Raw genomic sequence first — 25,056 nt, forward strand, 5'->3', positions numbered from 1 at the left:
TGCTGCCGTTCGACTTGCATGTGTAAGGCATGCCGCCAGCGTTCAATCTGAGCCAGGATCAAACTCTTCAGTTCAATTCCTGTTACTGTTTTCGGTTGTTTTACCAACCGGTCGCTCACTCAACGTACTGACGATGATCAATCCGTCTTTCGACAGATAAACCTTCCTCTAATACTGTGTGAGACTTGATAACTTTCGCTAAACGTCCCAACCCCGAAAGGTCAGAACCGCTCGCGCCATCAAGTGCCCACACTTATCGGCTGTTAGTTTTTAAAGAGCACATTCGCTAAGACTTCCTGCCAAGCGCACCAAGCATTTTGCTCAGCACCGCTTCGTCTTGCGTCGCTGCATCTGCAGCAGAGAAACGAGATTATGTACGTCGTTTCAGTTACTGTCAACAAGAATTTGAAGCTTTCTTTTCTTGCCCACCGCGCTTCGGAGCGAATACCACCTTTGCCCGCCTCGCCTACTGAAACCACCTCCCGCTTCCTTCGCGTTCATCGAATCGCGAAGGAACGGAATTCTAGTTGCGCGACGTGCAATCCGCAAGTAGTCGAATCGAAAAAATTGACGGGCGAAGATCCACCGCCCAAACGACCCATTTCAAAGCCCGTGTTCAACGTTTCGAACGTCACTCTAGCTACCATTCAGATGAGCAGTAACGGCGCCACCTAAGCAACTACAATTAAAGGTTTTCTGCCCCAACTAAACTCGTATCCCTATGCGCTCGCGAATTGCAAAACGTATTCCTCCGGACGCTGACAAGCTCGTCAGTCTCTCGCTCGCGCTGTTCGCGTCGGGCAGCCGCGTCGAAGACCGCTTCTGGGAAGCGCGTCTCGATGCCCTTATCGCCAAACTCGTGCGCACCGGCAATCAAACAACGCTTGACGCTGCCTTGGATCATCTCCAACAGAATCATCCCGATGCCTACGGTGCGCTTGCCGATATGGCCGAGACGCATAGCGAGTCTTTCGCCATCGATATCGACGGCGTCGCGCACGAAGCGCTGCTGATTGCCGCGCCCGTGCTCGCCTGGACGCGCTATTCCATCCCGTCGGGTGCGCTCAAGTCCGAGACGATCGACGCCATGCGTACGCAGTTGCAGGCGCACGTGCTTGCGGCGGGTGCGCGCGTCGCATTCGCGCCGTATCTGTACAGCATCGATCAATTGCCGCGTCATCACGTGGATACGGCTCGGCTAGCTCAGCAATTGACGCAGACCGCCTTGGGCGCGGCGGCAGTCCGGCTGAATCTAGCTGATCTGCCGGAGACCTCGCCAATTCTCGCCGACCCGCGCTTCCTGTTGGCCATCGCGATCGTTCCTACAGGCGCGGCTTTCTTCCGTTGGCAAGAAGACGAAACGGGCGGTCGTACCGAACGCGGTCAGTGCCTGGAGCAATGGATGGCGCAAGGTGGGCCAAACTTCGCTGCCATCCTGCCGGGTTGTGAGATCGAATGCCTGCTTCCAGACGCCTATTACTCAGCCTGCCGCGATGCAGACGAGCAAGTTCGCCCTCACACGGTGCGCACGGCGGTGCGTTATCTGTTCGATACGCTCGGCACCGCGCCGCAAGAATTGCGCGCAGTCATCGCGGGCTTTGGCGAGCGCCGAATCGACGAGTATCGAGTCGGCTTCACGCGTCGCGGCAGTAACGATGTGATCTACGGTGTCGTATGGCCGTTATACGGCCGCGAGAACGGCGAGCTGGACATGGAAGAGGACATCGTCGAACTGGAAGGCGCGAACGGTCCGGTCGAAGAAATCGTCGAGCTATTGAAGAAAGCTGGAGTGTCCGACGTGCGCCGCCACGCAGGCCGCTTCGAACCCGAATTTTGCGACGACTGCGGCGTGCCGCTTTACGCAGATCCGCTCGGTGAAATCGTACATGCCGAGATGCCTGAAGACGCCGAGCCTGCGCAACCTCACTTTCATTGACTGGCGTCATAAGACTAAGTGCCTAAGGCAATTAAAAAACCCCGCTTTTGCGGGGTTTTTTGTGCAATTCTGCCTATGCCGTTTGGCTAGGGGGAAAAATCGGCCGAAGTTTGTCAATATGGACCCGTGCCGACGCGCTTGTCGGCAGCAAGTCCCGGCGCGCAGGCGTCGGCGTATTGATTCGAGGTATAAGCATGAAAATTACGATCATGGGTGCTGACGGCGAACGTCGTGCAGGCCTTAAAACATTGCTGCGCCGTATCGCGCGTCACGCGCAGTTCAACGAAGTAATCGACTGGCGACAGGCCGGGGTGGCCTTGAGACAAGCCAGATCCAGCCTGATTGTCGTCGACTGGGAGCCTCATCTGCGAGCGGGCGATCTACAGACGCTGCTCGAAGAGGCACGAGGCATCCCCACCGCCGTAGTAGTCGACCGACCCACGGTCGCTCAGGTTTATATGCTGATGGGCATCGGCGCGATGGGCGTCATTCCACGCACGCTCGATCCCGTTCTCATCGTCAGGGCGCTCGACATGGTGCTCATCGGCGGTCATTACGTGCCGCCCGATGTGATCGATCCGGCGCTGAGTCAGGAGTCGCTCATCATTCGTACGCCGCTCAGCGCGGCCATTCGGCGGCGGCTGCGTCATCTGCCTGCCCTGTCGCCGCGGCAGCAGCAGATCATGCGTTGCGTGCACATGGGCAGCACCAACAAGATGATCGCGAAGACGCTGGGTATCAGCGAAGGCACTGTCAAGATCCACCTTGCGAGCATCTTTCAGCAGCTAGGCGCCACGAACCGTGCCGCTGCCGTTGCCATCTATAACGGCGTGCAAACCGCGCATCTCGAGATTCTTCGCAGCAGCGAATGCGAAGCGCCGGAGCGCGCAGTGCCGGGACAAGCGAACGTGGTGCCATTGCGCCGAAGACGCGCGCTGTATCCGTCACTCACGGAAAGCGACGCGTCGTCGCTGCCAATGGCCGCCCAGCCCGAGGCGACGTTCTAGCAACAAAGGACGCGTTTGGGTTCGTCGTTTGCACGCACGAATCACGCGCAACGAGTAATATGCAAGGCATGGGGTTCTTTTACACACCGCTCCCGCTTTGGCTTACCGTCGGCGGCTGGATAGTCGCCGCGGGATTGCTCGCGCTCGTACTGTTGCAGCGTCCTTTCAGCAGATTGCAGGACGCCACGCTACAGCACGTGTGGCTTGGCATCATCGTCGCGGTGACGGTGTTGTGGGCGTGCAATGCATGGTTCGACGACGGACCCGTCATCCACTTGCTGGGCGCGACCTTGATGGTCACCTTGTTCGACTGGCGGCTGGCGCTCATCGGCACGGCTGCCACCACCGGTCTCGCGGCCGTCGTGCTCGACGCATCCTGGCTCTCGGTCGCGGTCACCTATATGTTGTTCGGCGCGCTGCCTGTTGCGGTATCAACGTTCCTGCAACGGCTATCCAATGCGTGGCTGCCGCGCAATCTGTTTACGTTCATCATCGGGCACGGCTTCGTGAGTTCCGCGGCAGCGGTTGCCGCGGCATGCGGCGCGACGGTGCTCTTCGAGATGGCGCTCACCGGCGGACCGGTCACCGTGCCCGCTGCATTCATGCGCGGCTCGCTATTACTGGTTGTTGGCGAAGCGCTCTTTACCGGCCTGCTCACCATTTTGATCTCGGTGTATAAGCCAGCCTGGATCACCACTTACGACGTGCGCCGCTATCGCCTTGATCGCGGACCTCGCGTCTGAGGCACACCGCAAGCCGAATTGCACGCGAGCAAAAACGCAATCAAAGTGCGATAAGATGGAACTCCTTCCCCGCACGCGGCATCTTACTTGCCCGTGTCTTCTTAGCACCAGACTTGATGGAAAGTAACCACGCACCGCGCCGGCTTTTGCGGCTCGTCGGCCGGTTGGCGGTATGCGCATCGATTGCATGCGCGGCAGTATCCGCCTTAGCCGACTCGCTCGACGAGCGCAACGAATTGATTCACCACTTCGTCACCGACTTCCACGCCAATCCGCTCGTCGCGGATTGCGCGGCACACGGCAACTTCATTGCCAGCACTTCGGCGGCGTTCGATCACGTAGAGTTTCCGCCTGCTGTCTTCGACCCATCGCGCTCGACCATCGAACCGTGGAACGATTCGTTCGACGAGAAGAAGCAGCGTATCAAGGTGGACAACGTCGTGACAGTCGAGGGCGAAGGCGTCTCGAAGAGCGGTGAGAGCGATGTCACGCCGCTCAAGTTTCGTTGTGGCTACGTAGGCAGTCAAATGCTCGCCTTCGGCTGGAACGATCCGGTTCCGCCACTACGCCCCCGCGCCGAACCGTCGTCCGCACGCGGCACGAAGGGCAAGCATGGCGCGAAAACAAAAGGTGCGTCTGCGGGCAAAAGCAAGAGCTCGGGCAAGTCGACGAAGAAGTCGGCCAAGAAGCACTAGCTAGCCAGCCAGGAAGCACGGCAAACAAAAAAGGCGCGGCACCTGAAGGTGTTGCGCCTTTTTGCGTCATCGGAAACGCTCTGGGATAGATCAGGCCGGATACGTCTGCAACTGCCAAAGAATCGCCTGCAACATCGCCGCACCAAGCGCCGAACTCCGCTCGCCACTCCAGCCCACACGCTCATCCGGCAAATTCGCGTTGTCCTTGAACGGCATCTCCAGCGTCAGCGAGAGACACTTGTACTCGTTGCCGATGTACTTCGACGCGAGCTTGAGCGCATCCGTCTGATACTTGCTCGACTCGTAGCCGTGCACGTCCTGAAAGTCCGGGCTTGCCTGCTTGAAGAATTCGATGAACGCCTTCTGCTCTTCCGCCTGCTTGCCGGTGAAGCCCGGCAGCATCTCCGAGCCCGCGACGAACACGTAAGGAATGGCTTCGTCGCCATGGATGTCGAAGAACATGTCGCAGCCGATATCGCGGATGGCATCACGCACCACGAGCACCTCGGGACTGCGCGCGGCATCCGGCTCCATCCATTCGCGGTTCAGGTTCGCGCCGGCCGCGTTGGTGCGCAGATTGCCGAGCACGCTGCCATCCGGATTCATGTTCGGGACGATATGAAACACCGCGCGCTCCAGTACCGCGCGCGCGGTCGGGTCACCCGCCCAGTCGCCCCAGCCCGCGAGCCGCTTGACGAGGCCCTCGACGAACCATTCCGCCATCGTTTCGCCCGGATGCTGGCGCGCGATGATCCACACGTTCTTCTTGGGCTTGGCACTCGTGCCATCGGCGAGACCGAGCGAAAGCAAGGACATTGGTCGGCCTTGCACCGTGCTGCCAAGTTCGGTCAACGTGGCGTGCGGCATCTGCTGCACGGCGCCGAGGAATTCCGCGTGACGCTCGTCGCTATACGGCTCGAAATACGCGTAATGGATGCGATCGAAATCGGGCGTATGGTCGATCTTCAACACGCCGCCCACGTACTCCGTCTCCACGCGAAACCAGTTCACGCGATCGTAGCTCGCCACCGCCTGATAGTCGCGCCAGCCTTCCGGAAACGCGCATTGCGCCGCATTCTCGAAGCTCATCACGAGACGCTCGCCGCGCGCGCCCGAGACGCGGAAATAGAACCACTGCGCGAAATCGGCGTGAGAATCCGGACGCACGCGCAAACGAATATCGGACGGGTTGGTCGCGTCGACGACTTCGATTGCGCCCGCATCGAAATGACTTGAAATTGAAATGCTCATGATGAATTCCTTGATGCAGACACTTTAATCCGCGACGCGGCGGCGAAAAACATAAGTCGTATCGTTCGATGCCTTCGCGTCGAACGCATACCCGTCACTGTCGAAGTCCTTGAGCCCTTCCGGCTCGTCGATGCGGTTCTTCACCGCATAGCGCGCCATCAAACCGCGCGCGCGTTTCGCATGAAAACTGATGATCTTGTAGCGTCCGCCCTTCCAGTCCTCGAACACGGGCGCGACCACCGGCACGTCGAGAAGCCGCGGCTTCACCGACTTGAAGTATTCCCCCGACGCACAATTCACGAGCACGCGCGCGCCGCGCTGTTTCCTGAATTGCTCGTTGAGCGCGGCCGTGATGCGCTCGCCCCAGAACGCGTAAAGATCCTTGCCGCGTGCGTTCGGAAACTTGGTGCCCATTTCAAGGCGATAAGGCTGCAATAGGTCGAGTGGTCGCAAGAGCCCATAAAGCCCGGACAAAACACGCACATGATTCTGCGCGTAGTCGAGATCGGCCGAAGACAGCGTCTTCGCGGCGAAGCCTTCGTAGACGTCGCCATTGAAGGCGAGCACGGCCTGCTTCGAATTGGTCTCGTCGAAACGCTTCGACCATTCGGCATAACGCTGGAAGTTGAGCGTCGCGAGCTGGTCCGAGATGCCCATCATTCCGCCGATCTGTTGCGGCGAAAGATGACGCAGACCCTTGATGAGCTCGCCGGCGTCATCGACGAACTCGGGCAGCGTGTGCTTGCGGATATGCGGCGGCGTCTCGTAGTCGAGCGATTTGGCAGGCGATAGAACGATTATCATGGAGGCTCGCCGTCAAACGAGCGGCGATCATAGGCATAAACCCCCAATTGTATCGAATGGAAAATTCCGCCGCGCTGCCCGTTCAAGCGCTCACGCCCGCCTCCGCCTTACGCGTGGTGCTCGATTCCAACGTGTGGATCGACATCCTCGTATTCGACGATCCCGCCACGCGCCCGATTCGCGCCGCGCTCGAAGCAGGCACGCTCGAAGCGCTGATCGATCCGCGGTGTCTCACCGAACTCACGCGCGTGCTCGACTATCCGCAGTTCGTGCGCTTGAACGTCGACAAGGAAGCGGCGCTTGCCATCGTCGCGCGGCTTTCGACCTTGATCGCGCCGCGCACGCAGGAGGCCGAACGGCCGCTGCCCAAGTGCCGCGACCGCGACGACCAGAAGTTCCTCGAACTCGCGCAGGCTTCTCGCGCGGACTGGCTCGTCTCGAAGGATCGCGCGGTGCTGAAGCTCGCGAAGCGCATCGCGCGGGATTTTGCGTTTCGTATCGGCGAACCCAAACCTTTCGTCACCGCATTCGAGGCACGATTCGAGGCACCGCAGGCCACGTCCGCGCACATTGCAAGCGCTGTTTAGAATAGCAACCCTACCCGTCAGCACACGTCCACGCCATGAACGCCACGCACGAACTGCCACAGACCCCGCCCGAGCTGTCCTTTCCGTCGCGTCTGCCCAATGTCGGCACGACCATCTTCACGGTGATGAGCGCGCTCGCCGCACAGAAGGGCGCGGTGAATCTCGGTCAGGGTTTCCCCGATTTCAACTGCGACCCGCGCGTCGTGGATGCCGTCGCCAACGCCATGCGCGACGGCCACAACCAATATCCGCCGATGGCGGGCGCCGCGCCCTTGCGTCAGGCCATCGCGCGCAAGATCGACGCGCTCTACGGCCGCGCCTACGACGCCGACCGCGAGATCACCGTGACCGCCGGCGCGACGCAGGCCCTGCTCACGGCGGTGCTGTGCTGCGTGCATCCGGGCGATGAAGTCATCGTCATCGAGCCGACGTACGACAGCTACGTGCCGTCCATCGAGCTCGCGGGCGGCAAGCCCGTGTTCGTCGCGCTCGAAGCGCCCGACTACGCGCTGCCCTTCGACAAGATCGCCGCCGCGATCACGCCGAAGACGCGCCTTCTGATGATCAACACGCCGCACAATCCGACCGGGCGCGTCTGGCGCGCGGCGGACATGAAGAAGCTCGAAGAGATCGTGCGCGATACCAACGTGCTGATCCTCTCCGACGAAGTCTACGAACACATGGTCTACGACGGCGCGCCGCACGAAAGCGTCTCGCGCTATCCGGAACTGGCCAAGCGCAGCTTCGTCGTGTCGAGCTTCGGCAAGACCTTCCATGTGACAGGCTGGAAAGTGGGCTACGTCGCCGCGCCCGCCGCGTTGACCGCCGAATTCCGCAAGGTGCATCAGTTCAACGTGTTCACGGTGAACACACCCATGCAGGTCGGCCTCGCGCATTATCTCGAAGACCCGAAGCCGTATCTCGAACTGCCCGCGTTCTATCAGAAGAAGCGCGACTTTTTCCGCGCGGGTCTCGCCGATACACGCTTCAAGCTCCTGCCTTGCGACGGCACGTATTTTCAGTGCGTCGATTATTCGGCGATCAGCGACATGCCCGAAGCCGACTTCTCGCAATGGCTCACGAGCGAGATCGGCGTCGCGGCCATTCCGGTGTCGGCGTTTTATCACGAGAGTCACGAATCCGGCGTCGTGCGGTTCTGCTTCGCCAAGAAGGAAGAAACGCTGGCGCTCGCCTTGCAAAGGCTCTCGAAACTCTGAGCGGGGCGCGGCGAATTCAATCACGTAGAGGAGACATCCGCATCATGAGTTCGCAGGAATACGCAATCGGAACGCTTGGAATCGTCGGCAGCGGCGCGATGGGTCGCGGTATCGCGCAGATCGCGACGCTCGCCGGACTCACCGTGCGTCTCTTCGATGCCAATCCCGTCGCGCTTGCCGCCGCGCGCGAGTATCTGTCCGAAACGCTATCGAAGCTCGCCGCCAAGGGCAAGATCAGAGAAGCCGATGCGCACGCCGCGCTCGCCAACGTGCACGACGCACAGGACGCGAGCGAACTCGCGGATTGCGACGTCATCGTGGAAGCGATCGTCGAAAATCTCGACATCAAGCGCGAACTGTTCCGTGAACTCGAAGCCGTGGTGAGCGCGCGCTGCATTCTCGCGTCGAACACTTCGTCACTGTCGATCACCGCAATCGCGGCGGGCTGCTCGAAACCGGAACGCGTCGCGGGCTTCCACTTCTTCAATCCCGTGCCGTTGATGCGCGTGGTCGAAGTCATCGACGGACTGCGTGGCGATCCGCGCGCCGGCGATTCACTCATGGAACTCGCGCGCCGCATAGGTCACACGCCGGTGCGCGCGAAGGACATGCCGGGCTTCATCGTGAATCACGCGGGACGCGGCATGAACACCGAAGGCCTGCGCGTGGCGAGCGAAGGCGTGGCGAGTTTCGCGGACATCGACCGCATCATGCGCGAGCAGGCGGGCTTTCGCCTCGGGCCGTTCGAATTGCTCGATCTCACCGCGCTGGATGTCTCGCATCCGGTGATGGAGTCGATCTATCACCAGTTCTATGAAGAGCCGCGCTTCAGGCCTTCGCCGATCACGGGCACGCGGCTCGCGGGCGGGCTGATCGGGCGCAAGACGGGCGAAGGTTTCTATCGATACGCCGATGGCAAACAAATCGCGCCGCCCGAAGCCGAAGCGCCTACCCGCTTGCCCAAGCGCGTGTGGGTGAGTCGGGCGTCGCAAAGCGCTTATGAAGCGGTGCGCGCGTTGCTTCCCGCATCGGTCGAACTCGATACCGACGCAACGCCCGCCTCGGATTCCTTGATCGTGGTCACGCCGCTCGGCTTCGATGCGACCACCGCCGCCGTCGCCGAAAAGCTCGACGCCACGCGCGTCGTCGCCATCGACACACTCTTTCCCTTCGATACCGCCGCGCGCCGCACCATCATGACGACGCCCGCGACCACGCCCGCCATGCGCGACGCGGCGCACGCGCTCTTCGCCGCCGATGGCGTGCCCGTCAGCGTCATCCGCGACTCGACCGGCTTCGTCGCGCAACGCGTGGTGGCAACCATCGTGAACATTGGCTGCGATATCGCGCAGCAAGGCATTGCGACGCCGTCCGACATCGATCTCGCCGTCATGCTCGGCCTCGGCTATCCGCGCGGACCGCTCGCACTCGGCGACGCGCTCGGCGCCGCGACCATCCTCACGATCTTGCAGAACATCCACGGCGTGCTCGGCGACCCACGCTACCGGCCTTCGCCCTGGCTCGCACGCCGCGCGAGGCTCGGACTTTCTCTTACCCATATCGAGGAGCTCAGATGAGCGCCGAACTGCTGACCTACCGCCCTGCCGGGAGCGACACCACGCTCGTGCTCAAGCTGTCGAATCCGGGCGCGCGCAACGCCCTGCATCCGGATATGTATGCGGCCGGCATCGAGGCGCTCAGCACGGCCGAGCGCGACACGTCGGTGCGCACCATCGTGCTGACGGGCGCGGACAACTTCTTCTGCTCGGGCGGCAACCTGAACAGGCTGCTCGAAAATCGCGCGAAGGATGAGTCGGTGCAGGCCGAGAGCATCGACTTGCTGGGCGAATGGATCAGCGCGTTGCGGGCGTCGACCAAGCCGATCATCGCGGCCGTGGAGGGTGCCGCGGCCGGCGCGGGATTTTCGCTTGCGCTCGCGTGCGATCTGATCGTCTCCGCCGACGACGCACGCTTCGTCATGTCGTATGCGCGGGTCGGCCTCACGCCCGATGGCGGCGCTTCGTGGTTCCTCGCGCGCGCCTTGCCGCGCACGCTCGCCAGCGAAGTCCTGCTCGAAGCGAAGCCGATCGGCGCGGCGCGTCTGTATGAAGTGGGCGTGGTCAACCGGCTGACGAAGAAAGGCATTGCGCTCGATGCCGCCATCGCCTGGGCCGACGATCTCGGCAGCGTGTCGCCGAAAGCACTCGCACGCATCAAGTCGCTCATCAACGCGGCGGACGTGCAGCCGCTCGCCGCGCATCTCGACATGGAACGCGACAGTTTCGTCGACGCCCTGCATCACGGTGACGCGCTCGAAGGCATTACCGCGTTCCTCGAAAAGCGTCAGCCGACTTACCGCTGAGATGGCTCAATACCAGTTGCCCAAACGCCGCCGCATCTATCTGATGCGTCATGGCGACGTCACGTATTTCGACGACAGCGGCCGCGCAATCGACCCGGAAAGCGTGCCGCTCAACGAACGCGGCCGCGAGGAAGCAAGCGCGGCTGGACGCGTGTTTGCCGCGCAGAACATTCGCTTTGACCGCGTGATCGTGAGCGGCTTGCCGCGCACGCGCGAAACGGCGCAGCGCGTGCTCGCCGAAACGGATCAGCCAATCGAGCCGGAAGTTTGGCCGGAGTGGCAGGAGATACGCGGCGGGCGGCTCGCGAGTCTCACGACGCAAGATATCGAGCGCGCGTTTCTTTCCGTGTTCGATGGCGTGGTGCCCGAAGAGACGCGCTTTCTGGGCGGCGAAAGCATTGGCGAGCTGCTCGATCGCGCGCTGCCCGCCATGACGAAGCTGCGCGGCGATGCCTCATGGGACACGGTGCTGCTCGTGCTGCACGGCGGCGTGAATCGCGCGTTGCTGTCGCATGCGATCACGGCCGGCGGGCGCGCGTTCTTCGGACATCTGTCGCAGGCGACGGGCTGCATCAACGCGCTCGATGTCGGCGACAAACCCGGCGACTGGGTCGTGCATGCAATCAATCATTCGCCGCCCTCGCCGCTTCATGCCGACGTGCGTCACACGACGATGGAACTGCTGTATGCGCAGTTTCTGCGCTTCAAGGCCGACGAGATGGACTGAAGCGCGATGTCCTGGCGCACCACAAAAATATGGGAGGAGACGATGCCAGACAACGAAACCGATTTCGCAGCGTTCGAAGGGACGCGTCCGGTGCACGAGAGCCAGCGCTTCGATAGCGACGCGCTCGCCGCGTGGCTTGCCGCGCACGTCGAAGGATTCAGCGGCCCGCTCAAGCTGGAGCAGTTCGCGGGCGGCCAGTCGAACCCGACCTTCAAACTCGTCACGCCCACGCGCGCTTATGTCATGCGCTCGAAGCCCGGGCCGGCCGCGAAGCTCTTGCCATCGGCGCATGCAATCGAGCGTGAATATCGCGTGATGCACGCACTCGCCGCCACGGATGTCCCCGTCGCGCGCATGCTCGCGCTGTGCGAGGACGAGAGCGTGATCGGCCGCGCGTTCTATGTCATGGATTTTGTGGAAGGCCGCGTCTTGTGGGACCCGTCGCTGCCCGGCATGTCGGCCGACGAACGCGCCGCGATTTATGGCGAGACCAACCGCGTGATCGCCGCGCTTCATACCGTCGATGTAGCAGCGGCCGGACTCGCCACCTACGGCAAGCCTGGCAACTACTTCGAGCGGCAAATCGGACGCTGGAGCAAGCAGTACGTCGCGTCGCAAACCGAATGCATCGACGCAATGGACCGCCTGATCGAATGGTTGCCGCGGCATATCCCGCAAGTCGAGGCGCGCGTCAGCATCGTGCATGGCGACTTCCGGCTCGACAACCTGATCTTTCATCCGAACGAGCCGCGCGTGCTTGCCGTGCTCGACTGGGAACTCTCCACGCTCGGCGATCCGCTCGCCGACTTCGCGTATCACTGCATGGCTTGGCATGTCGATCCATCGCAGTTTCGCGGTGTCGCGGGACTCGACTGGACCGCGCTCGGCATTCCCGACGAAGCCGCCTACGTCGCACGCTATTGCGAACGCACGGGCTTTGCGATCGAAGGCGACTGGAATTTTTACCTTGCCTACAACATGTTCCGCATCGCCGCGATTCTGCAAGGCATCATGAAGCGTGTGGTCGATGGCACCGCCGCGAGCGCACAAGCCGCCGATGCGGGCCGGCGCGCGCGGCCGATGGCCGAACTTGCCTGGCACTACGCCCAGAAAGTCGGCCACTGAAGACGAAAAAGAGGAGACGAGCGATGAATTTCGACTACACGGAGAAGGTGCACGCGCTGCGTGAGAAGCTGCTCGCCTTCTTCGACGCGCATATCTATCCGAACGAACACGCCTTCGCCGAGGAGATCGCGGCCAATCGCGCAGCGGGCAACGCATGGGTGCCGACGCGGCTGATCGAAAGCCTCAAGGACCACGCACGTCGCGAAGGACTGTGGAATCTGTTTCTGCCGGCATCGGCGCGTGGCGCGGGTCTCACGAATCTCGAATACGCGCCGCTCTGCGAAATCATGGGTCGCGTACCGTGGGCGCCCGAAGTCTTCAACTGCAATGCGCCCGATACCGGCAACATGGAGACCATCGAACGCTATGGCACCGACGCGCAAAAGGCGCAGTGGCTCGAACCGCTTCTGCGCGGCGAGATTCGTTCGGCGTTTCTGATGACCGAGCCGGAAGTGGCGTCGTCGGATGCGACAAACATCCGTTGCAGCATCACGCGCGATGGCGACGATTACGTCGTCGATGGCCACAAGTGGTGGTCATCCGGTGCGGGCGATCCGCGCTGCAAGGTGTATATCGTGATGGGCAAGACCGATCCCGATGCGCCACGCCACGCGCAACAATCGATGATCCTCGTGCCTGCCGATGCAGCGGGCATCACGGTGCGTCGGCCGCTCAATGTGTTCGGCTACGACGACGCGCCGCACGGCCACATGGAGATTACGCTCGAACAAGTGCGCGTGCCGGCCGCCAACCTATTGCTCGGCGCCGGACGCGGCTTCGAGATCGCGCAAGGGCGGCTCGGGCCGGGGCGCATTCATCATTGCATGCGGCTCATCGGTCTCGCCGAACGCGCGCTCGAACTGATGACGAAGCGCACGCTGTCGCGCGTGGCGTTCGGCAAGCCGATTGCGCGGCAAGGCGTGACGCGGGAGCGCATCGCCGAGGCGCGCATCATGATCGAACAGGCGCGTCTGCTCACGCTCAAAGCTGCCTACATGATGGACACCGTCGGCAACAAGGGCGCGCGCGGCGAGATCGCGATGATCAAGGTCGTGGCGCCGAACATCGCGTGTCAGGTCATCGACTGGGCGATACAGGCGCACGGCGCGGCCGGCATCTGCGACGACTTTCCGCTCGCTTATGCGTATGCTTCGGCGCGCACGCTGCGGCTCGCGGATGGGCCGGACGAAGTGCATCGCAATGCCATCGCGAAGCTCGAGTTCGGGCGGTATTCGGAAGCGCGCGATTGAGCGAGGAAGACGGCCTCGCCGCGCCCTTTAGCTCGCTTGCGAACCCGCGTCGCGCAACCCGAACAGCGCCGCCGAATCCACCGTCAGCACCAGTTCGCCATCCTGGTTATGCGCTTCCCAGCGCGTGGCGACGATACCGCGATCCGGCTTGCTCTTCGACACGCGCTTGTCCAGCACGCGCACCGTAAGCCGCACCGAATCGTCGACGCGCACCGGCTTGATCCAGCGGATATTGTCGAGACCGGGCGAACCCATCGAGGTCGAATCGGCGAGCATGTCGCGCACGAGAATGCCCATCATCGCGGAACAGGTGTTCCAGCCGCTTGCAACGAGACCGCCGAAATGCGACGCCTTGCCCGCTTCCTCCGACAGATGGAACGGCTGCGGATCGTAACGCTTCGCGAACTCGATGATCTCATCGCGCGTGAACGTGTGGGCGGAGAGCGTCACCGCATCACCGACTTCGAAATCTTCATAGGCGTAGGTCATTCAAGCTCCTTCCAGGTCATGAAACGCAGGTTGCGACGCAAAACGCGCGAGGTGGTAGTCTACGTCGCCGAGCGTCGTCTCGATGATCGACAGCCGTTTGAACCAGTGCGCGGCGGGCATCTCGTTGGTCACGCCCATGCCGCCGTGCAACTGCACCGCCTGTTGCCCGACGAAGCGCGCCGCCTGACCGACACGCGCCTTCGCAGCGGAAATGGCCTGCGTGCGCGTGGCCGCGTCGTCGCTGGCGTAACGCGCAGCGGCGAGATACGTGATGGAGCGTGCCTGCTCGGTGTGGATCAGCATGTCCACCATGCGATGCTGCAGCACTTGAAACCGCGCGATGGGCGCACCGAACTGCTTGCGCTCCTTCGTGTAGTCGACGGTCGCGCGATCGAGCGCATCGAGCGCGCCGAGGGCTTCGGCGCAAAGCAAAAGCGTGGCGTAATCGGCGATCTTCGCGAACGTGGCCGCACCGCCGTTCAAACGCGTGGCTTGCGTGTTCCTGAAGACGAGCGTCGCGGCGCGCTGACCGTCGATCGTGCGGTAGTCGGTGACATCGACGTTGGCGGCATCGCGCGGCACCAAAAAGAGCGCGACTTCATCGGCGAGACGCGCGGGCACGATCCAGTAATCGGCCTGCGCGCCGTGCTGCACGACCGACTTCCTGCCGTCGAGCGTATGGCGTTCGCCTTGCTTGCTCGCCGTAGTGCGAAGATCGAAGAGATCGTAGCGCGCGTGCGGCTCGTTGAACGCCAACGCCATCCTGAGTTCGCCACGTCCGGCGCGCTCGAGCAATTCGCCCTGTTCCGCCGATGCCGCGAGCCGCAACGCTTCGATGCCGACCGCCGTCGCCCAATAAGGCTCGACGACGAGCGCGCGCCCGAGCTCTTGCATCACGACGAGCATATCGACGGGCCCACCATCGAAACCGCCTTGCGCTTCGGGAACGGGCAGCGCCAGCAAGCCGAGTTCGGCGAACGCGTTCCAGTGCCGTGCATCGACGCCCGCTTGCGACATGACGATCTTCTGCCGCGCGTCGAACGAATATTCGCGGTCGAGATAGCGGCGCAGTGCATCGCGAAACTGCTGCTGTTCATCGGTGAAATCGAAGTCCATGCGCGCTCCTCAAAGGCCCAGAATCATCTGCGCGATGATGTTCTTTTGAATCTCGTTCGAGCCGCCATAGATCGACGTCTTGCGAAAGTTGAAGTAGTACGCGGCAAGCGGCGCGGCATCGTCGTCGCCGGTCTGGCTCGCGTCGCGCTCGCCTTCGAGGTACGCGGGATCGAAGCCGGCCGCTTGCGGTCCGGCCGCTTCGAACATGAGTTCGGTCAGCGCCTGCTGCACTTCCGTGCCTTTGATCTTCAGCATCGATGCTTCGGGCCCCGGACCTTTTGCATCCGACTCGCTTGCGATCACGCGCTGCACCGTCGCTTCGAGGGCCATCAGTTCTATCTCGAGCGCGGCGACTTTCGCGGCGAACAAGGGATCGTGCAAAAGCGGCTGGCCGCGGCTCGTGCGTTCGAGTGCAAGCCGCTTGAGAAAGCGCAGTTCACGCTTCGATTGCCCCACGCGCGCAATGCCCGTTCGCTCGTGCCCCAGCAAATACTTCGCATACGTCCAGCCGCGATTCTCCTCGCCGACGAGATTGGCGGCCGGCACCTTCACGTCGTCGAAAAAGACTTCGTTGACTTCGTGATCTTCGTCGAGCGTGATGATCGGCCGCACGGTGATGCCCGGCGTTTTCATATCGATCAGAAGGAACGAAATGCCCTCCTGTTTCTTGGCCTCGGGATCGGTACGCACGAGGCAGAACATCATGTCGGCATGTTGCGCGAGCGTGGTCCACGTTTTCTGACCATTGACGATGTAGTGATCGCCCTGTCGCTCGGCGCGCGTGCGCAACGAAGCGAGATCCGAACCGGAGCCGGGCTCGGAATAGCCCTGACACCACCAGTCGGAGCCATCGAGAATGCGCGGCAGATAGCGAGCCTTTTGCGCGTCGCTGCCATATTTCATGAGCACGGGCGCGACCATCGATACGCCGAATGGCAGGACCATCGGTGCGCCCGCGCGCGCGGATTCTTCGTCCCAGATATGACGCTGCGTGGCGTTCCAGCCGGGACCGCCGTACTGCTTCGGCCACGCGACCGCCGACCAGCCGCGCTCGCCGAGCAGCTTGTGCCAGTTCACGAAGTCTTCGCGAGTCAGACGCTTGTGATTGAGAACCTTGTCGCGCAATACGCGCGGCAAGCTGGCTTCGAGCCAGTTACGGATGTCGGCGCGAAAGGCTTCGTCCGCAGGGGAATGATCGAGATTCATACGCTGTGTCTCCTGTGTAGCCGACCACACGAGACACCGCTGATTTACTGCAGCGGCTCTTTCAGTGCGGCCGGAACGGGCAACGGCAATACGTCGATCCCTTCTTCCAGCAAGGCATGCGTTTCTTCGGGCGTCGTCACGCCGCGGATATTGCGCGCGGGCGCTTCATCGTAATGAATGCGCCGTGCTTCCTCGGCAAAACGAACGCCCACGTTCTCGGTCTTCTCGATCAACTCGCGCATTAACTGAAGCGCGCGCGCCTGAACGCCCACCGCATCCGGCGATGCTTCCGCCGGTACCGCGCGGTCGTTGCGCGCCGTCGAAAGATTCAGACGCGGCGCCGATGGCATGCGGCTCACATCGGTCTCCGAACAGACCGGACACGCAACCAGCTTGCGCGACAGTTGCGATTCGAACTCTTCGGTAGAAGCGAACCAGCCTTCAAACCGATGTTCATGCGAGCACTTTAAATCGAGGACCTTCATGCTGATGGGGACTTCCGGGAAGTTTATCTCAAAACTATCGATTGTGAACGGTCGTTCGTAAAGACTGATCTTTTGATTGCTCGACCGGTGATCGATTCTAGCGGTTCGAGGGTACGGGCGCTTGGCTCACCCATAACGCGAAATCTTGCAGTCTGGCACTGCGCCGAAAATGAACAAGCCCCAAGATCGAATGATCTTGGGGCAAGCGATACGTCTTCAGCGGTTCGATGGATGACGACTATGCCTTCGCTTCTCCCAACTTCCACTCTCCCGAGCGCACCTTTTCCAGCCAGAACGCGCCGATGATCGTCTTCACATCGCTGATCGTGCCGTCCTTCACCCACTGCATGAGTTGCGCCGGCTCCGCGATAAACGTCTCGAGAAATTCGCCTTCATCGAGCCGGGCATCGCCAGCGGTGAGACCGCGCGCGAGATAGAGATCGATGAACTCGGTCGAATAGGAGATCACGGGGTGGATACGCGTCAGAAAAATCCATTCGCTCGCGGTATAGCCCGTCTCTTCCAGCAGTTCACGCTTCGCGCATGTCAGCTCGTCTTCGTTGGGATCGAGCTTGCCGGCCGGAAACTCGAGCAGCACCTTTCCCACCGGATACCGATACTGCCGTTCCAGCAAGACGCGACCATCGTCGAATTCCGGCAGGATCATCACCGCGCCCGGATGCTCGACGAATTCGCGCGTGGCGTGCTTGCCGTCGGGCAATTCCACGGTATCGCGCTTGAGCGTCAGAAACTTGCCTTCGTGAAGCGTGACGCTTTCGACCTTCTTCTCGATTAGGCCGTCGTCGTTACCGAAGTTCGCGGTGGAAGAAGCGTTGTGATCTGCCATCTTGAGCCCTATGCCAAATGGCCAAAAGCCGCCGACAGCAACCAGCCGTCAGCGGCGTTTGACAAGATACTGATACGTGAAGCCCGGAAACGCGAACACCACGAAGAGACTGAAGGTAATGGCATAAAACTGCCATTCCTGATCGAAGCGGTTGCCGGCGCGCGCTTCGAGCATGAAGCCGAGCGCGCCAACCGCGAAGTAAAGAACGAGCAACTCGCCGATCCGAATCCAGACGCCCTTCTTCGCCGTCTTGCTCCCATCCGCATGAAGCTTGAGCGGCATGACGGCAAAAAGGCGCTGATTCAGGAACGGCAAGTTGGCGCCGACGAGCGCCAACAGCACGATAAACCATCCCGCTGCCGACATTACAGCGGCAGCGTATGCGTGATCGCTTGCAGGCAAGCCGTCATCAGCGGGCCGGGCACGAGACCGAGCACGAGCACGGCCAGACCGTTGAACGCCAGCAAGGAGCGATTGAGGCTGCCGGCAACGATCGGCGACGCATCTTGCGGCGCGTCGAAATACATCAGCTTCACGATACGCAGGTAGTAGAACGCACCGACCAGCGATGTCAGGACGGCCAGCACGGCGAGCCACGTCAGACCGGCGTTCATCGTCGCTTCGAGCACGGCGAGCTTCGCGTAGAAACCGACCGTCGGCGGAATGCCCGCAAGCGAGAACATCATGATCATCATGACGAACGCGAACACCGGGCTGCGCTGATTCAAACCCTTGAAGTCGTCGATCATCTCGGCTTCGAAGTCGCGGCGCGCAAGCAGCATGACCACGCCGAAGGTGCCAAGCGTCGTGACGAGGTAGATGATGCTGTAGAACATTGCCGAGCTGTAGGCGCCCGCCGCGCCCGTTACCTTGCCGTCCACTACGCCAGCCAGCAGGCCGAGAAGCACGAAGCCCATGTTGGAGATGGCCGAGTACGCGAGCATCCGCTTGATGTTCTTCTGCACGATACCCGTGACGTTGCCGACGATCAGCGACAGCGCGGCGAGAATCACGAGCATCTCTTGCCAGTCGACCGCGAAAGGCAGCAGTCCCATCACCAAGAAGCGCAAGCCCCATGCGAAGGCCGCGACCTTCGGGCCGCCGCCGGTGAGCAAGGTCATTGCGGTCGGTGCGCCTTGATAGACGTCCGGCACCCACATATGGAACGGCACCGCGCCCATCTTGAACGCCACGCCCGCCACGACGAAGATGATGCCGAACAACAGCACCGCGTCGTTGATGCGGCCCGAAGCCACCGCCTTGAAGACTTCACCCAGTTCCAGCGAGCCGGTCGCGCCATAAAGCATGGAAATGCCGTAGAGCAGGAAGCCGGACGCGAGCGCGCCGAGGACGTAATACTTCATCGCCGATTCGTTCGCCTGCGGCGAATCCTTGCGCAGCGCGATGACCGCATACAGCGACAGCGACATCAGTTCGAGGCCGAGGTACAGCGTGAGGAAGTTGTTGCCCGAAATCATCACGCACTGGCCGAGCAGCGAAAAGAGGCCAAGCAGGAAGAAGTCGCCGCGAAACAGACCGCGGTCTTCCAGATAGCGCCGCGAATAGATGACCGACACCGCGTAGCCCAGACACACCACCGCTTTCATGGCGCTCGCGAACGGATCGACGACATACATGCGCGTGAAGAAGTAATGCGGCGTCGGGTCGAGTGCCGTGAACGCAAACCACACGCCGACCACGAGGGTCGACACGAGCGCGATCAGATACGTGACACGACGGCTTGGCACGCCGAAGATCGTGTCGTTCAACCAGGCGATGACGACTGCGGCCATCAGGACCGCGTCGGGCAACAGCACACTCATAGGGGCGTTTTGCATGATCTTTTAATTCCTCCGCACGGCGTTACTGATCCAGCGGCAGCTTGGACTGCGCGACGTGGGAGAGCAGGTTTGCCACCGATTCGTGCATGACGTCGGTGAAGGGCTTCGGATGCAGGCCCATGTACAGCGTGAACGCTGCGAGCACCACCAGCATGAACATTTCGCGCTTGTTGATGTCCTTCAGCTTCGCGACATGGTCGTTCGCCACGGCGCCGAAGTACACGCGCTTGTACATCCACAGCGTATAGGCCGCGCCGAGAATCAGCGTGAACGTGGCCAGGAAACCGATCCAGAAGTTGAACTTTACGGCGGCCAGAATCACCATGAACTCGCCGACGAAACCCGAGGTGCCCGGCAGGCCGCAGTTGGCCATGGCGAACAACATGGAGAACGCCGCGAACTTCGGCATGGTATTGACGACACCGCCGTAATCCGCGATCTGGCGCGAGTGGACGCGGTCGTACAGCACGCCGATGGAAAGGAACATCGCGCCCGAGACGAAGCCGTGCGAGATCATCTGGATGATCGCGCCTTCCACGCCAAGCTGGCTGAAGATGAAGAAGCCAAGCGTGACGAAACCCATGTGCGCAATCGACGAATACGCCACCAGCTTCTTCATGTCCGCCTGAACAAGCGCGACGAGACCGATGTAGATCACCGCGATCAGCGACAGCGTGATGACCACGGGCGCGAGAAAGTGGCTCGCGTCCGGCGCGATGGGCAGCGAAAAGCGCAGGAAACCGTACGCGCCGAGCTTCAGCATGATCGCGGCAAGCACGACCGAGCCGCCCGTCGGTGCTTCCACGTGAGCGTCCGGCAGCCAGGTGTGGACGGGCCACATCGGCACCTTGACGGCGAACGCGAGGAAGAACGCTATGAACAGCAGCACCTGCGGCGTCATGCCGATCTTCGCGGCTTGCCACGTGGCGAGGTCGAACGTATGCGTCTGCGTGTACAGGTACAGCAGCGCGATCAGCATCAGAAGCGAGCCGGCCAGCGTGTACAGGAAGAACTTGAACGCCGCATACACACGGTTCGGACCGCCCCACACGCCGATGATGATGTACATCGGGATGAGCGTGGCCTCGAAGAACACGTAGAACAACAGGCCGTCGGCGGTCGAGAACACGCCGATCATGATGCCCGAGAGAATCAGGAACGCGGCCAGGTACTGCGAGACGCGCTCGGTGATCACTTCCCATGCGGCGATCACCACGATCACCGTGATGAGCGAGGTCAGCACGACAAACCACATCGAGATGCCGTCCACGCCCAGGTGATACGTGATGTTGAAGCGTTCGATCCAGCTCGCCTGCTCGACGAACTGCAACGCGGCCGTCGACGTATCGAAGCCGGTGATGAGGGGGATCGTCACGATCAGCCCGAGCACCGAGCCGATCAATGCGACCCAGCGCGCGGGCGCCGGGTTGTGGTCGTTACCTATAGCCAGGACCAGGACGCCGAATACGATCGGCAGCCAGATCGCGACACTGAGAATCGGAAAAGAGTGCATAGGGTCCCTCGCCTTATTTGCCGCCGAGCGTTACAAACAGGGTCAAGAGCCCCAACATGCCGATAATCATGGCGAACGCGTAGTGATAGATGTAACCGGATTGAAGGAAGCGGATCACACCGGCGAACCAGCCGACGAACCGCGCACTGCCGTTGACGATGCCGTCGATGACGACCACATCGCCCTCTTTCCACAGCCCCCGGCCAATGGCGACCGCGCCCTTGGCGAAGACCACTTCGTTGATCTTGTCGAAGTAGTACTTGTTGTCGAGGAGCGTATAGATCGGGCCGGACGCCTTCTTGATGACAGCGGGCAGATCCGGACGCTTGATATACAGGAACCACGCGACGATCACGCCGAAAGCCGCGATCCACACCGGTCCCGGCGTGATGATGCCGTGCAGCGCCATGGCCATCCAGCCGTGGAACTCCGTGGCCATTTCCTTCAGGCCTTCGTGGTTTTCGGCGATGTAGATCACCTTGTCGAAGATCACGCCGTGCGAAAAGAAGTCGCCGTAGACCATCGGACCGATGCCGATCGCGCCGATGATGATCGACGGAATAGCCAGCAGCACGAGCGGCAGCCACACCACCCACGGGGTTTCGTGCGGCACGTGCGCGTGGCCGTGGTCATCATGGCCGTGCCCGTGGTCGTCGTGACCATGGCCGTGCGAATCGTGACCGTGGCCATGTGCTTCAGCTTGACCCATCGGCGAATCGGGATGCTTCGGACCGCGGAAACGCTCCGGACCGTGGAACACCATGAAGTACATGCGGAACGAGTACAGCGACGTGACGAACACGCTTGCGACCACCGCGAAGTACGCAAAGCCGGAGCCCGCCAAGTGCGAGGCCTTGGCCGCTTCGATGATCGAATCTTTCGAGTAGAAGCCGGAGAAGAACGGCGTGCCGATCAGCGCGAGCGAACCGATCAGCGACGTGATCCAGGTGATCGGCATGTACTTGCGCAGACCGCCCATGTTGCGCATGTCCTGGTCGTGGTGCATGCCGATGATGACCGAACCCGCGCCGAGGAACAGCAACGCCTTGAAGAACGCGTGCGTGGCAAGGTGGAACACGGCGACCGGATAAGCCGACACGCCGAGCGCGACCGTCATGTAACCGAGCTGCGATAGCGTGGAGTAAGCCACCACGCGCTTGATGTCGTTCTGCACGACGCCGAGAAAGCCCATGAACAACGCGGTGATCGCACCGATGACCGTGACGAACGACAGCGCCGCATCCGAATGCTCGAAGAGCGGCGACATGCGCGTCACCATGAAGATACCGGCCGTCACCATGGTTGCCGCGTGGATCAGCGCGGAGATCGGCGTCGGGCCTTCCATCGAGTCGGGCAGCCACACATGCAGCGGAAACTGCGCGGACTTACCCATCGCGCCGATGAAGAGGCAAATGCACGATACCGTCAGCAAGCCCCATTGCGTGCCGGGAAAGGTCATGGTCGCGAGCTTGTCGCTTTGCGCGAACACGTCGCCGTAGTTCAGCGAGCCGCCGAACGCCAGCAACAGGCCGATGCCCAGCAGAAAACCGAAGTCGCCCACGCGGTTCACGATAAACGCCTTCATGTTGGCGTAGATCGCGGTTTCACGCGTGAAGTAGAAGCCGATCAGCAAGTACGACACGAGACCCACGGCTTCCCAGCCGAAGAACAGCTGCAGGAAGTTGTTCGCCATGACGAGCATCAGCATGGAAAACGTGAAGAGCGAGATGTATGAGAAGAACCGCTCGTAACCGACTTCTTCATCCGCCATGTAGCCGATGGTGTAGATGTGCACCATCAGCGAGACGAAGGTCACGATGACCATCATCATCGCGGTGAGCGAGTCGACCAGGAAGCCGACTTCCATCTTGAGCGAACCGACCGTCATCCATTCGTAGACGGTGGCGTTGTAGCTCGCGCCGTTCAGCACGTCGAAGAAGACCATCGCGGACAGCACGAAGGAGATCGCGACGCCGAGAATCGTCACGCTGTGCGCGCCCTTGCGCCCTATCGTCTTTCCCAGCAGCCCCGCGATCAGCGAACCGGCAAGCGGCGCCAGCGGAACCGCAAGCAGGACGTTTTCATTGAGTGTCATGGACATAACAGCCTAGCCTGAAATTAACCTTTGAGCTGATCGAGGTCCTCGACGTTGATCGTGTCGAGGCTGCGGAACAGGGTCACGAGAATCGCGAGACCGATTGCCGCTTCAGCAGCAGCCACGGTCAGCACGAAGAACACGAAGATCTGGCCGTGTATGTCGCCCAGATAATGCGAGAACGCGACGAAATTGGTGTTCACCGCGAGCAGCATCAGCTCGATGGCCATCAAAATGATGATGACGTTGCGGCGATTCAGGAAGATGCCGACGATGCTGATCGCAAAGAGGATCGCACCGAGCACGAGGTAATGGGCAAGACTCAACATTTCGATATTCTCCTTCGCGCTCAGCCCTTGTTGTCGACCGTTCCCGCACCGATGTTGCCGGTCACGGGCGGTTCCGTCGCGGCGTCGGGCGCCTCTGTCTCGGACTTCATCTTGACGATACGCACGCGGTCCTGGGCGCGCACCTTGACCTGCTGGCTGACGGTCTGCGTCTTCTTGTCCTTCTTGTCGCGAATGGTGAGCGAGATCGCCGCGATGATTGCGACCAGCAGCACGAGACCGGCGATTTCGAACGCGAAGATGTAGTCCGTGTAGATGATCTTGCCGATGAGCTGCGTGTTCGGCATCACCGCCGCGCCGCTGACAGCCGCGCCAACGACCGGCGTGGTCGTCGCGCCGAAACCGTGCCACAGGATCAGCGCCGTTTCCACCACGATGATCGCGCCCACGATGCTCGCGAGCGGCACGAAGCGTCTGAAGTCGCGTCGCAGTACGTCGATGTTGATGTCGAGCATCATCACGACGAAGAGGAACAGCACCATCACGGCGCCCACGTAGACGAGAACCAGCAGGATCGCGAGGAATTCGGCCTGCAGCAGCATCCAGATCGCGGCGGCGTTGAAGAACGCGAGCACGAGAAAGAGCGCGGATGACACCGGGTTGCGCGAAGTGATCACCTTCAGCGCCGACACGGTCAGGAGCAGCGCGAAGATATAGAACAGTACGGTTGTGAATTCCATGATTACCGGTTCATCGTTAGGCCATCAAGAGGCATGGTGTATCGGCGCTTCGGCTCGCTCTCTCCGTGCGACGGACAAAGCGCGGCCGGGGAAGATCAGCCACGAAGCACGGTCACTAAGCGCGCCGCATTGTGCCAGACAGCAACAACAAAAACGCAACGACATGTCGAGGACGGGAGCGCGCGAACGTGGTTTCTGTTTCTCTCGCGCGGCGCTCCAGGCTCGGCTTCGCATCAACGATAAGGCGCGTCTGCCGCCTTCGATGCGGCGATTTCCGTCTCGTAACGATCGCCCACCGCAAGCAGCATGTCCTTCGTGAAGTACAGGTCGCCGCGCTTTTCGCCGTGATATTCGAGGATGTGCGTCTCGACGATCGAGTCGACCGGGCAGCTTTCTTCGCAGAAGCCGCAGAAGATGCACTTGGTCAGGTCGATGTCGTAACGCGTCGTGCGGCGCGTATTGTCAGCACGCGTTTCCGATTCGATCGTAATGGCGAGCGCCGGGCATACTGCCTCGCACAGCTTGCAGGCAATGCAGCGCTCTTCACCGTTTTCATAGCGGCGCAGTGCATGCAGGCCACGAAAACGCGGAGAAATAGGCGTCTTCTCTTCCGGGAACTGCACCGTGATCTTGCGCTGGAACGTGTAGCGTCCCGTCAGCGCCAGACCCTTGAGCAGCTCGGTCAGGAAGAAGGTCTTAAAAAAGCTCTGTATTGCGTTCATGATATTTGTCC

Annotated in this window: 25 protein-coding genes and 1 rRNA gene; 11 read left to right on the forward strand and 15 right to left on the reverse strand. The window is 61.4% G+C overall.

Going from position 1 to position 25,056, the window contains the following annotated elements; translation table 11 throughout:
* Positions 1-74 (reverse strand): 16S ribosomal RNA (locus NCT03_RS08660); the annotation flags it as partial.
* Between the two features lie 647 nt (positions 75-721).
* On the opposite strand from NCT03_RS08660, the gene NCT03_RS08665 reads away from it, so the two are divergent.
* The 4 genes from NCT03_RS08665 to NCT03_RS08680 all read left to right on the forward strand — a co-directional run bounded on the left by NCT03_RS08665 (position 722) and on the right by NCT03_RS08680 (position 4,381).
* Positions 722-1,936, forward strand: coding sequence for a DUF2863 family protein (locus tag NCT03_RS08665; RefSeq protein ID WP_250492513.1), 1,215 nt, complete (start codon positions 722-724; stop codon positions 1,934-1,936).
* Positions 1,937-2,130: 194 nt separating this feature from the next.
* Positions 2,131-2,943, forward strand: a complete 813-nt coding sequence (locus NCT03_RS08670) for a LuxR family transcriptional regulator (RefSeq protein ID WP_250492514.1) — start codon at positions 2,131-2,133, stop codon at positions 2,941-2,943.
* A 68-nt stretch (positions 2,944-3,011) separates the two neighbouring features.
* Positions 3,012-3,686, forward strand: a complete 675-nt coding sequence (locus NCT03_RS08675) for an energy-coupling factor ABC transporter permease (RefSeq protein ID WP_244825446.1) — start codon at positions 3,012-3,014, stop codon at positions 3,684-3,686.
* Between the two features lie 116 nt (positions 3,687-3,802).
* Entirely contained in the window at positions 3,803-4,381 is a 579-nt protein-coding gene (locus tag NCT03_RS08680) for a BspC domain-containing protein (RefSeq protein WP_250465109.1), read from the forward strand.
* 90 nt (positions 4,382-4,471) lie between these two features.
* Here NCT03_RS08680 and NCT03_RS08685 read toward each other — a convergent pair whose 3' ends face one another.
* Both NCT03_RS08685 and yaaA read right to left on the reverse strand, forming a co-directional pair.
* Entirely contained in the window at positions 4,472-5,632 is a 1,161-nt protein-coding gene (locus NCT03_RS08685; RefSeq protein ID WP_250492515.1) for a M14 family metallopeptidase, read from the reverse strand.
* 24 nt (positions 5,633-5,656) lie between these two features.
* Complete coding sequence (gene yaaA / locus NCT03_RS08690) at positions 5,657-6,436, reverse strand: peroxide stress protein YaaA (RefSeq protein WP_250492516.1); 780 nt, start codon at positions 6,434-6,436, stop codon at positions 5,657-5,659.
* Between the two features lie 56 nt (positions 6,437-6,492).
* On the opposite strand from yaaA, the gene NCT03_RS08695 reads away from it, so the two are divergent.
* The 7 genes from NCT03_RS08695 to NCT03_RS08725 are packed head-to-tail and all read left to right on the forward strand — an operon-like array spanning position 6,493 to position 13,704.
* Positions 6,493-7,023 carry a putative toxin-antitoxin system toxin component, PIN family gene (locus NCT03_RS08695; protein WP_250492517.1) on the forward strand — a complete coding sequence of 177 codons (531 nt, stop codon included), beginning with the start codon at positions 6,493-6,495 and terminating at the stop codon, positions 7,021-7,023.
* A gap of 35 nt (positions 7,024-7,058) precedes the next feature.
* A complete protein-coding gene (locus tag NCT03_RS08700) occupies positions 7,059-8,240 on the forward strand; it encodes a pyridoxal phosphate-dependent aminotransferase (RefSeq protein WP_244825453.1) in 1,182 nt (393 codons plus the stop codon).
* A gap of 44 nt (positions 8,241-8,284) precedes the next feature.
* Entirely contained in the window at positions 8,285-9,817 is a 1,533-nt protein-coding gene (locus NCT03_RS08705; RefSeq protein WP_250492519.1) for a 3-hydroxyacyl-CoA dehydrogenase, read from the forward strand.
* A complete protein-coding gene (locus tag NCT03_RS08710; RefSeq protein WP_244825456.1) occupies positions 9,814-10,602 on the forward strand; it encodes an oxepin-CoA hydrolase, alternative type in 789 nt (262 codons plus the stop codon). The genes NCT03_RS08705 and NCT03_RS08710 overlap by 4 nt, the downstream gene beginning before the upstream one ends.
* Position 10,603: 1 nt before the next feature.
* Positions 10,604-11,329, forward strand: coding sequence for a histidine phosphatase family protein (locus NCT03_RS08715; RefSeq protein WP_250492520.1), 726 nt, complete (start codon positions 10,604-10,606; stop codon positions 11,327-11,329).
* A 42-nt stretch (positions 11,330-11,371) separates the two neighbouring features.
* Positions 11,372-12,454: a phosphotransferase gene (locus NCT03_RS08720; RefSeq protein ID WP_250492521.1), complete on the forward strand. Its 1,083-nt coding sequence runs from the start codon at positions 11,372-11,374 to the stop codon at positions 12,452-12,454.
* A 23-nt stretch (positions 12,455-12,477) separates the two neighbouring features.
* Entirely contained in the window at positions 12,478-13,704 is a 1,227-nt protein-coding gene (locus NCT03_RS08725; protein ID WP_250492522.1) for an acyl-CoA dehydrogenase family protein, read from the forward strand.
* A 27-nt stretch (positions 13,705-13,731) separates the two neighbouring features.
* Here NCT03_RS08725 and NCT03_RS08730 read toward each other — a convergent pair whose 3' ends face one another.
* The 12 genes from NCT03_RS08730 to nuoI all read right to left on the reverse strand — a co-directional run bounded on the left by NCT03_RS08730 (position 13,732) and on the right by nuoI (position 25,045).
* Positions 13,732-14,193, reverse strand: a complete 462-nt coding sequence (locus NCT03_RS08730) for a MaoC family dehydratase (protein ID WP_244825464.1) — start codon at positions 14,191-14,193, stop codon at positions 13,732-13,734.
* Positions 14,194-15,309, reverse strand: coding sequence for an acyl-CoA dehydrogenase family protein (locus NCT03_RS08735; RefSeq protein ID WP_250492523.1), 1,116 nt, complete (start codon positions 15,307-15,309; stop codon positions 14,194-14,196).
* Between the two features lie 9 nt (positions 15,310-15,318).
* Positions 15,319-16,515 carry an acyl-CoA dehydrogenase family protein gene (locus NCT03_RS08740; RefSeq protein WP_250492524.1) on the reverse strand — a complete coding sequence of 399 codons (1,197 nt, stop codon included), beginning with the start codon at positions 16,513-16,515 and terminating at the stop codon, positions 15,319-15,321.
* A gap of 44 nt (positions 16,516-16,559) precedes the next feature.
* A complete protein-coding gene (locus NCT03_RS08745; RefSeq protein ID WP_250492525.1) occupies positions 16,560-17,000 on the reverse strand; it encodes a DUF1178 family protein in 441 nt (146 codons plus the stop codon).
* Positions 17,001-17,238: 238 nt separating this feature from the next.
* Positions 17,239-17,847 carry an NUDIX domain-containing protein gene (locus NCT03_RS08750; protein WP_250492527.1) on the reverse strand — a complete coding sequence of 203 codons (609 nt, stop codon included), beginning with the start codon at positions 17,845-17,847 and terminating at the stop codon, positions 17,239-17,241.
* A 48-nt stretch (positions 17,848-17,895) separates the two neighbouring features.
* A complete protein-coding gene (locus NCT03_RS08755) occupies positions 17,896-18,213 on the reverse strand; it encodes a DUF2818 family protein (protein WP_250465130.1) in 318 nt (105 codons plus the stop codon).
* Positions 18,213-19,685: an NADH-quinone oxidoreductase subunit NuoN gene (gene nuoN, locus NCT03_RS08760; protein WP_244825471.1), complete on the reverse strand. Its 1,473-nt coding sequence runs from the start codon at positions 19,683-19,685 to the stop codon at positions 18,213-18,215. The genes NCT03_RS08755 and nuoN overlap by 1 nt, the downstream gene beginning before the upstream one ends.
* Before the next feature lie 25 nt (positions 19,686-19,710).
* Positions 19,711-21,201 (reverse strand): NADH-quinone oxidoreductase subunit M, encoded by a 1,491-nt coding sequence (locus NCT03_RS08765; protein ID WP_250492528.1) that lies wholly within the window; start codon positions 21,199-21,201, stop codon positions 19,711-19,713.
* Positions 21,202-21,214: 13 nt separating this feature from the next.
* A complete protein-coding gene (nuoL, locus tag NCT03_RS08770; protein ID WP_244825474.1) occupies positions 21,215-23,302 on the reverse strand; it encodes an NADH-quinone oxidoreductase subunit L in 2,088 nt (695 codons plus the stop codon).
* A gap of 17 nt (positions 23,303-23,319) precedes the next feature.
* Entirely contained in the window at positions 23,320-23,625 is a 306-nt protein-coding gene (gene nuoK / locus NCT03_RS08775) for an NADH-quinone oxidoreductase subunit NuoK (protein ID WP_031360677.1), read from the reverse strand.
* Between the two features lie 20 nt (positions 23,626-23,645).
* Positions 23,646-24,323, reverse strand: coding sequence for an NADH-quinone oxidoreductase subunit J (locus tag NCT03_RS08780; protein WP_244825476.1), 678 nt, complete (start codon positions 24,321-24,323; stop codon positions 23,646-23,648).
* Positions 24,324-24,556: 233 nt separating this feature from the next.
* Positions 24,557-25,045 (reverse strand): NADH-quinone oxidoreductase subunit NuoI, encoded by a 489-nt coding sequence (gene nuoI / locus NCT03_RS08785; RefSeq protein WP_244825478.1) that lies wholly within the window; start codon positions 25,043-25,045, stop codon positions 24,557-24,559.
* Between the last annotated feature and the right edge of the window lie 11 nt (positions 25,046-25,056).

It is taken from the genome of Caballeronia sp. GAWG1-1 (assembly GCF_023631465.1).
In the GTDB taxonomy this organism is placed as follows: Bacteria; Pseudomonadota; Gammaproteobacteria; order Burkholderiales; family Burkholderiaceae; genus Caballeronia.

Coding starts and splice junctions, on each gene's coding strand:
- NCT03_RS08695 (WP_250492517.1), top strand. CDS start 6,493: ATGGAAAATTCCGCCGCGCTGCCCGTTCAAGCGCTCACGCCCGCCTCC.
- NCT03_RS08705 (WP_250492519.1), top strand. CDS start 8,285: ATGAGTTCGCAGGAATACGCAATCGGAACGCTTGGAATCGTCGGCAGC.
- nuoI (WP_244825478.1), bottom strand. CDS start 25,045: ATGAACGCAATACAGAGCTTTTTTAAGACCTTCTTCCTGACCGAGCTG.
- NCT03_RS08675 (WP_244825446.1), top strand. CDS start 3,012: ATGGGGTTCTTTTACACACCGCTCCCGCTTTGGCTTACCGTCGGCGGC.
- NCT03_RS08715 (WP_250492520.1), top strand. CDS start 10,604: ATGGCTCAATACCAGTTGCCCAAACGCCGCCGCATCTATCTGATGCGT.
- nuoK (WP_031360677.1), bottom strand. CDS start 23,625: ATGTTGAGTCTTGCCCATTACCTCGTGCTCGGTGCGATCCTCTTTGCG.
- NCT03_RS08710 (WP_244825456.1), top strand. CDS start 9,814: ATGAGCGCCGAACTGCTGACCTACCGCCCTGCCGGGAGCGACACCACG.
- NCT03_RS08780 (WP_244825476.1), bottom strand. CDS start 24,323: ATGGAATTCACAACCGTACTGTTCTATATCTTCGCGCTGCTCCTGACC.
- NCT03_RS08740 (WP_250492524.1), bottom strand. CDS start 16,515: ATGAATCTCGATCATTCCCCTGCGGACGAAGCCTTTCGCGCCGACATC.
- NCT03_RS08765 (WP_250492528.1), bottom strand. CDS start 21,201: ATGCACTCTTTTCCGATTCTCAGTGTCGCGATCTGGCTGCCGATCGTA.
- NCT03_RS08665 (WP_250492513.1), top strand. CDS start 722: ATGCGCTCGCGAATTGCAAAACGTATTCCTCCGGACGCTGACAAGCTC.
- NCT03_RS08670 (WP_250492514.1), top strand. CDS start 2,131: ATGAAAATTACGATCATGGGTGCTGACGGCGAACGTCGTGCAGGCCTT.
- NCT03_RS08745 (WP_250492525.1), bottom strand. CDS start 17,000: ATGAAGGTCCTCGATTTAAAGTGCTCGCATGAACATCGGTTTGAAGGC.
- NCT03_RS08750 (WP_250492527.1), bottom strand. CDS start 17,847: ATGGCAGATCACAACGCTTCTTCCACCGCGAACTTCGGTAACGACGAC.
- NCT03_RS08730 (WP_244825464.1), bottom strand. CDS start 14,193: ATGACCTACGCCTATGAAGATTTCGAAGTCGGTGATGCGGTGACGCTC.
- NCT03_RS08700 (WP_244825453.1), top strand. CDS start 7,059: ATGAACGCCACGCACGAACTGCCACAGACCCCGCCCGAGCTGTCCTTT.
- NCT03_RS08755 (WP_250465130.1), bottom strand. CDS start 18,213: ATGTCGGCAGCGGGATGGTTTATCGTGCTGTTGGCGCTCGTCGGCGCC.
- NCT03_RS08680 (WP_250465109.1), top strand. CDS start 3,803: ATGGAAAGTAACCACGCACCGCGCCGGCTTTTGCGGCTCGTCGGCCGG.
- NCT03_RS08685 (WP_250492515.1), bottom strand. CDS start 5,632: ATGAGCATTTCAATTTCAAGTCATTTCGATGCGGGCGCAATCGAAGTC.
- yaaA (WP_250492516.1), bottom strand. CDS start 6,436: ATGATAATCGTTCTATCGCCTGCCAAATCGCTCGACTACGAGACGCCG.
- nuoN (WP_244825471.1), bottom strand. CDS start 19,685: ATGCAAAACGCCCCTATGAGTGTGCTGTTGCCCGACGCGGTCCTGATG.
- NCT03_RS08735 (WP_250492523.1), bottom strand. CDS start 15,309: ATGGACTTCGATTTCACCGATGAACAGCAGCAGTTTCGCGATGCACTG.
- NCT03_RS08720 (WP_250492521.1), top strand. CDS start 11,372: ATGCCAGACAACGAAACCGATTTCGCAGCGTTCGAAGGGACGCGTCCG.
- NCT03_RS08725 (WP_250492522.1), top strand. CDS start 12,478: ATGAATTTCGACTACACGGAGAAGGTGCACGCGCTGCGTGAGAAGCTG.
- nuoL (WP_244825474.1), bottom strand. CDS start 23,302: ATGTCCATGACACTCAATGAAAACGTCCTGCTTGCGGTTCCGCTGGCG.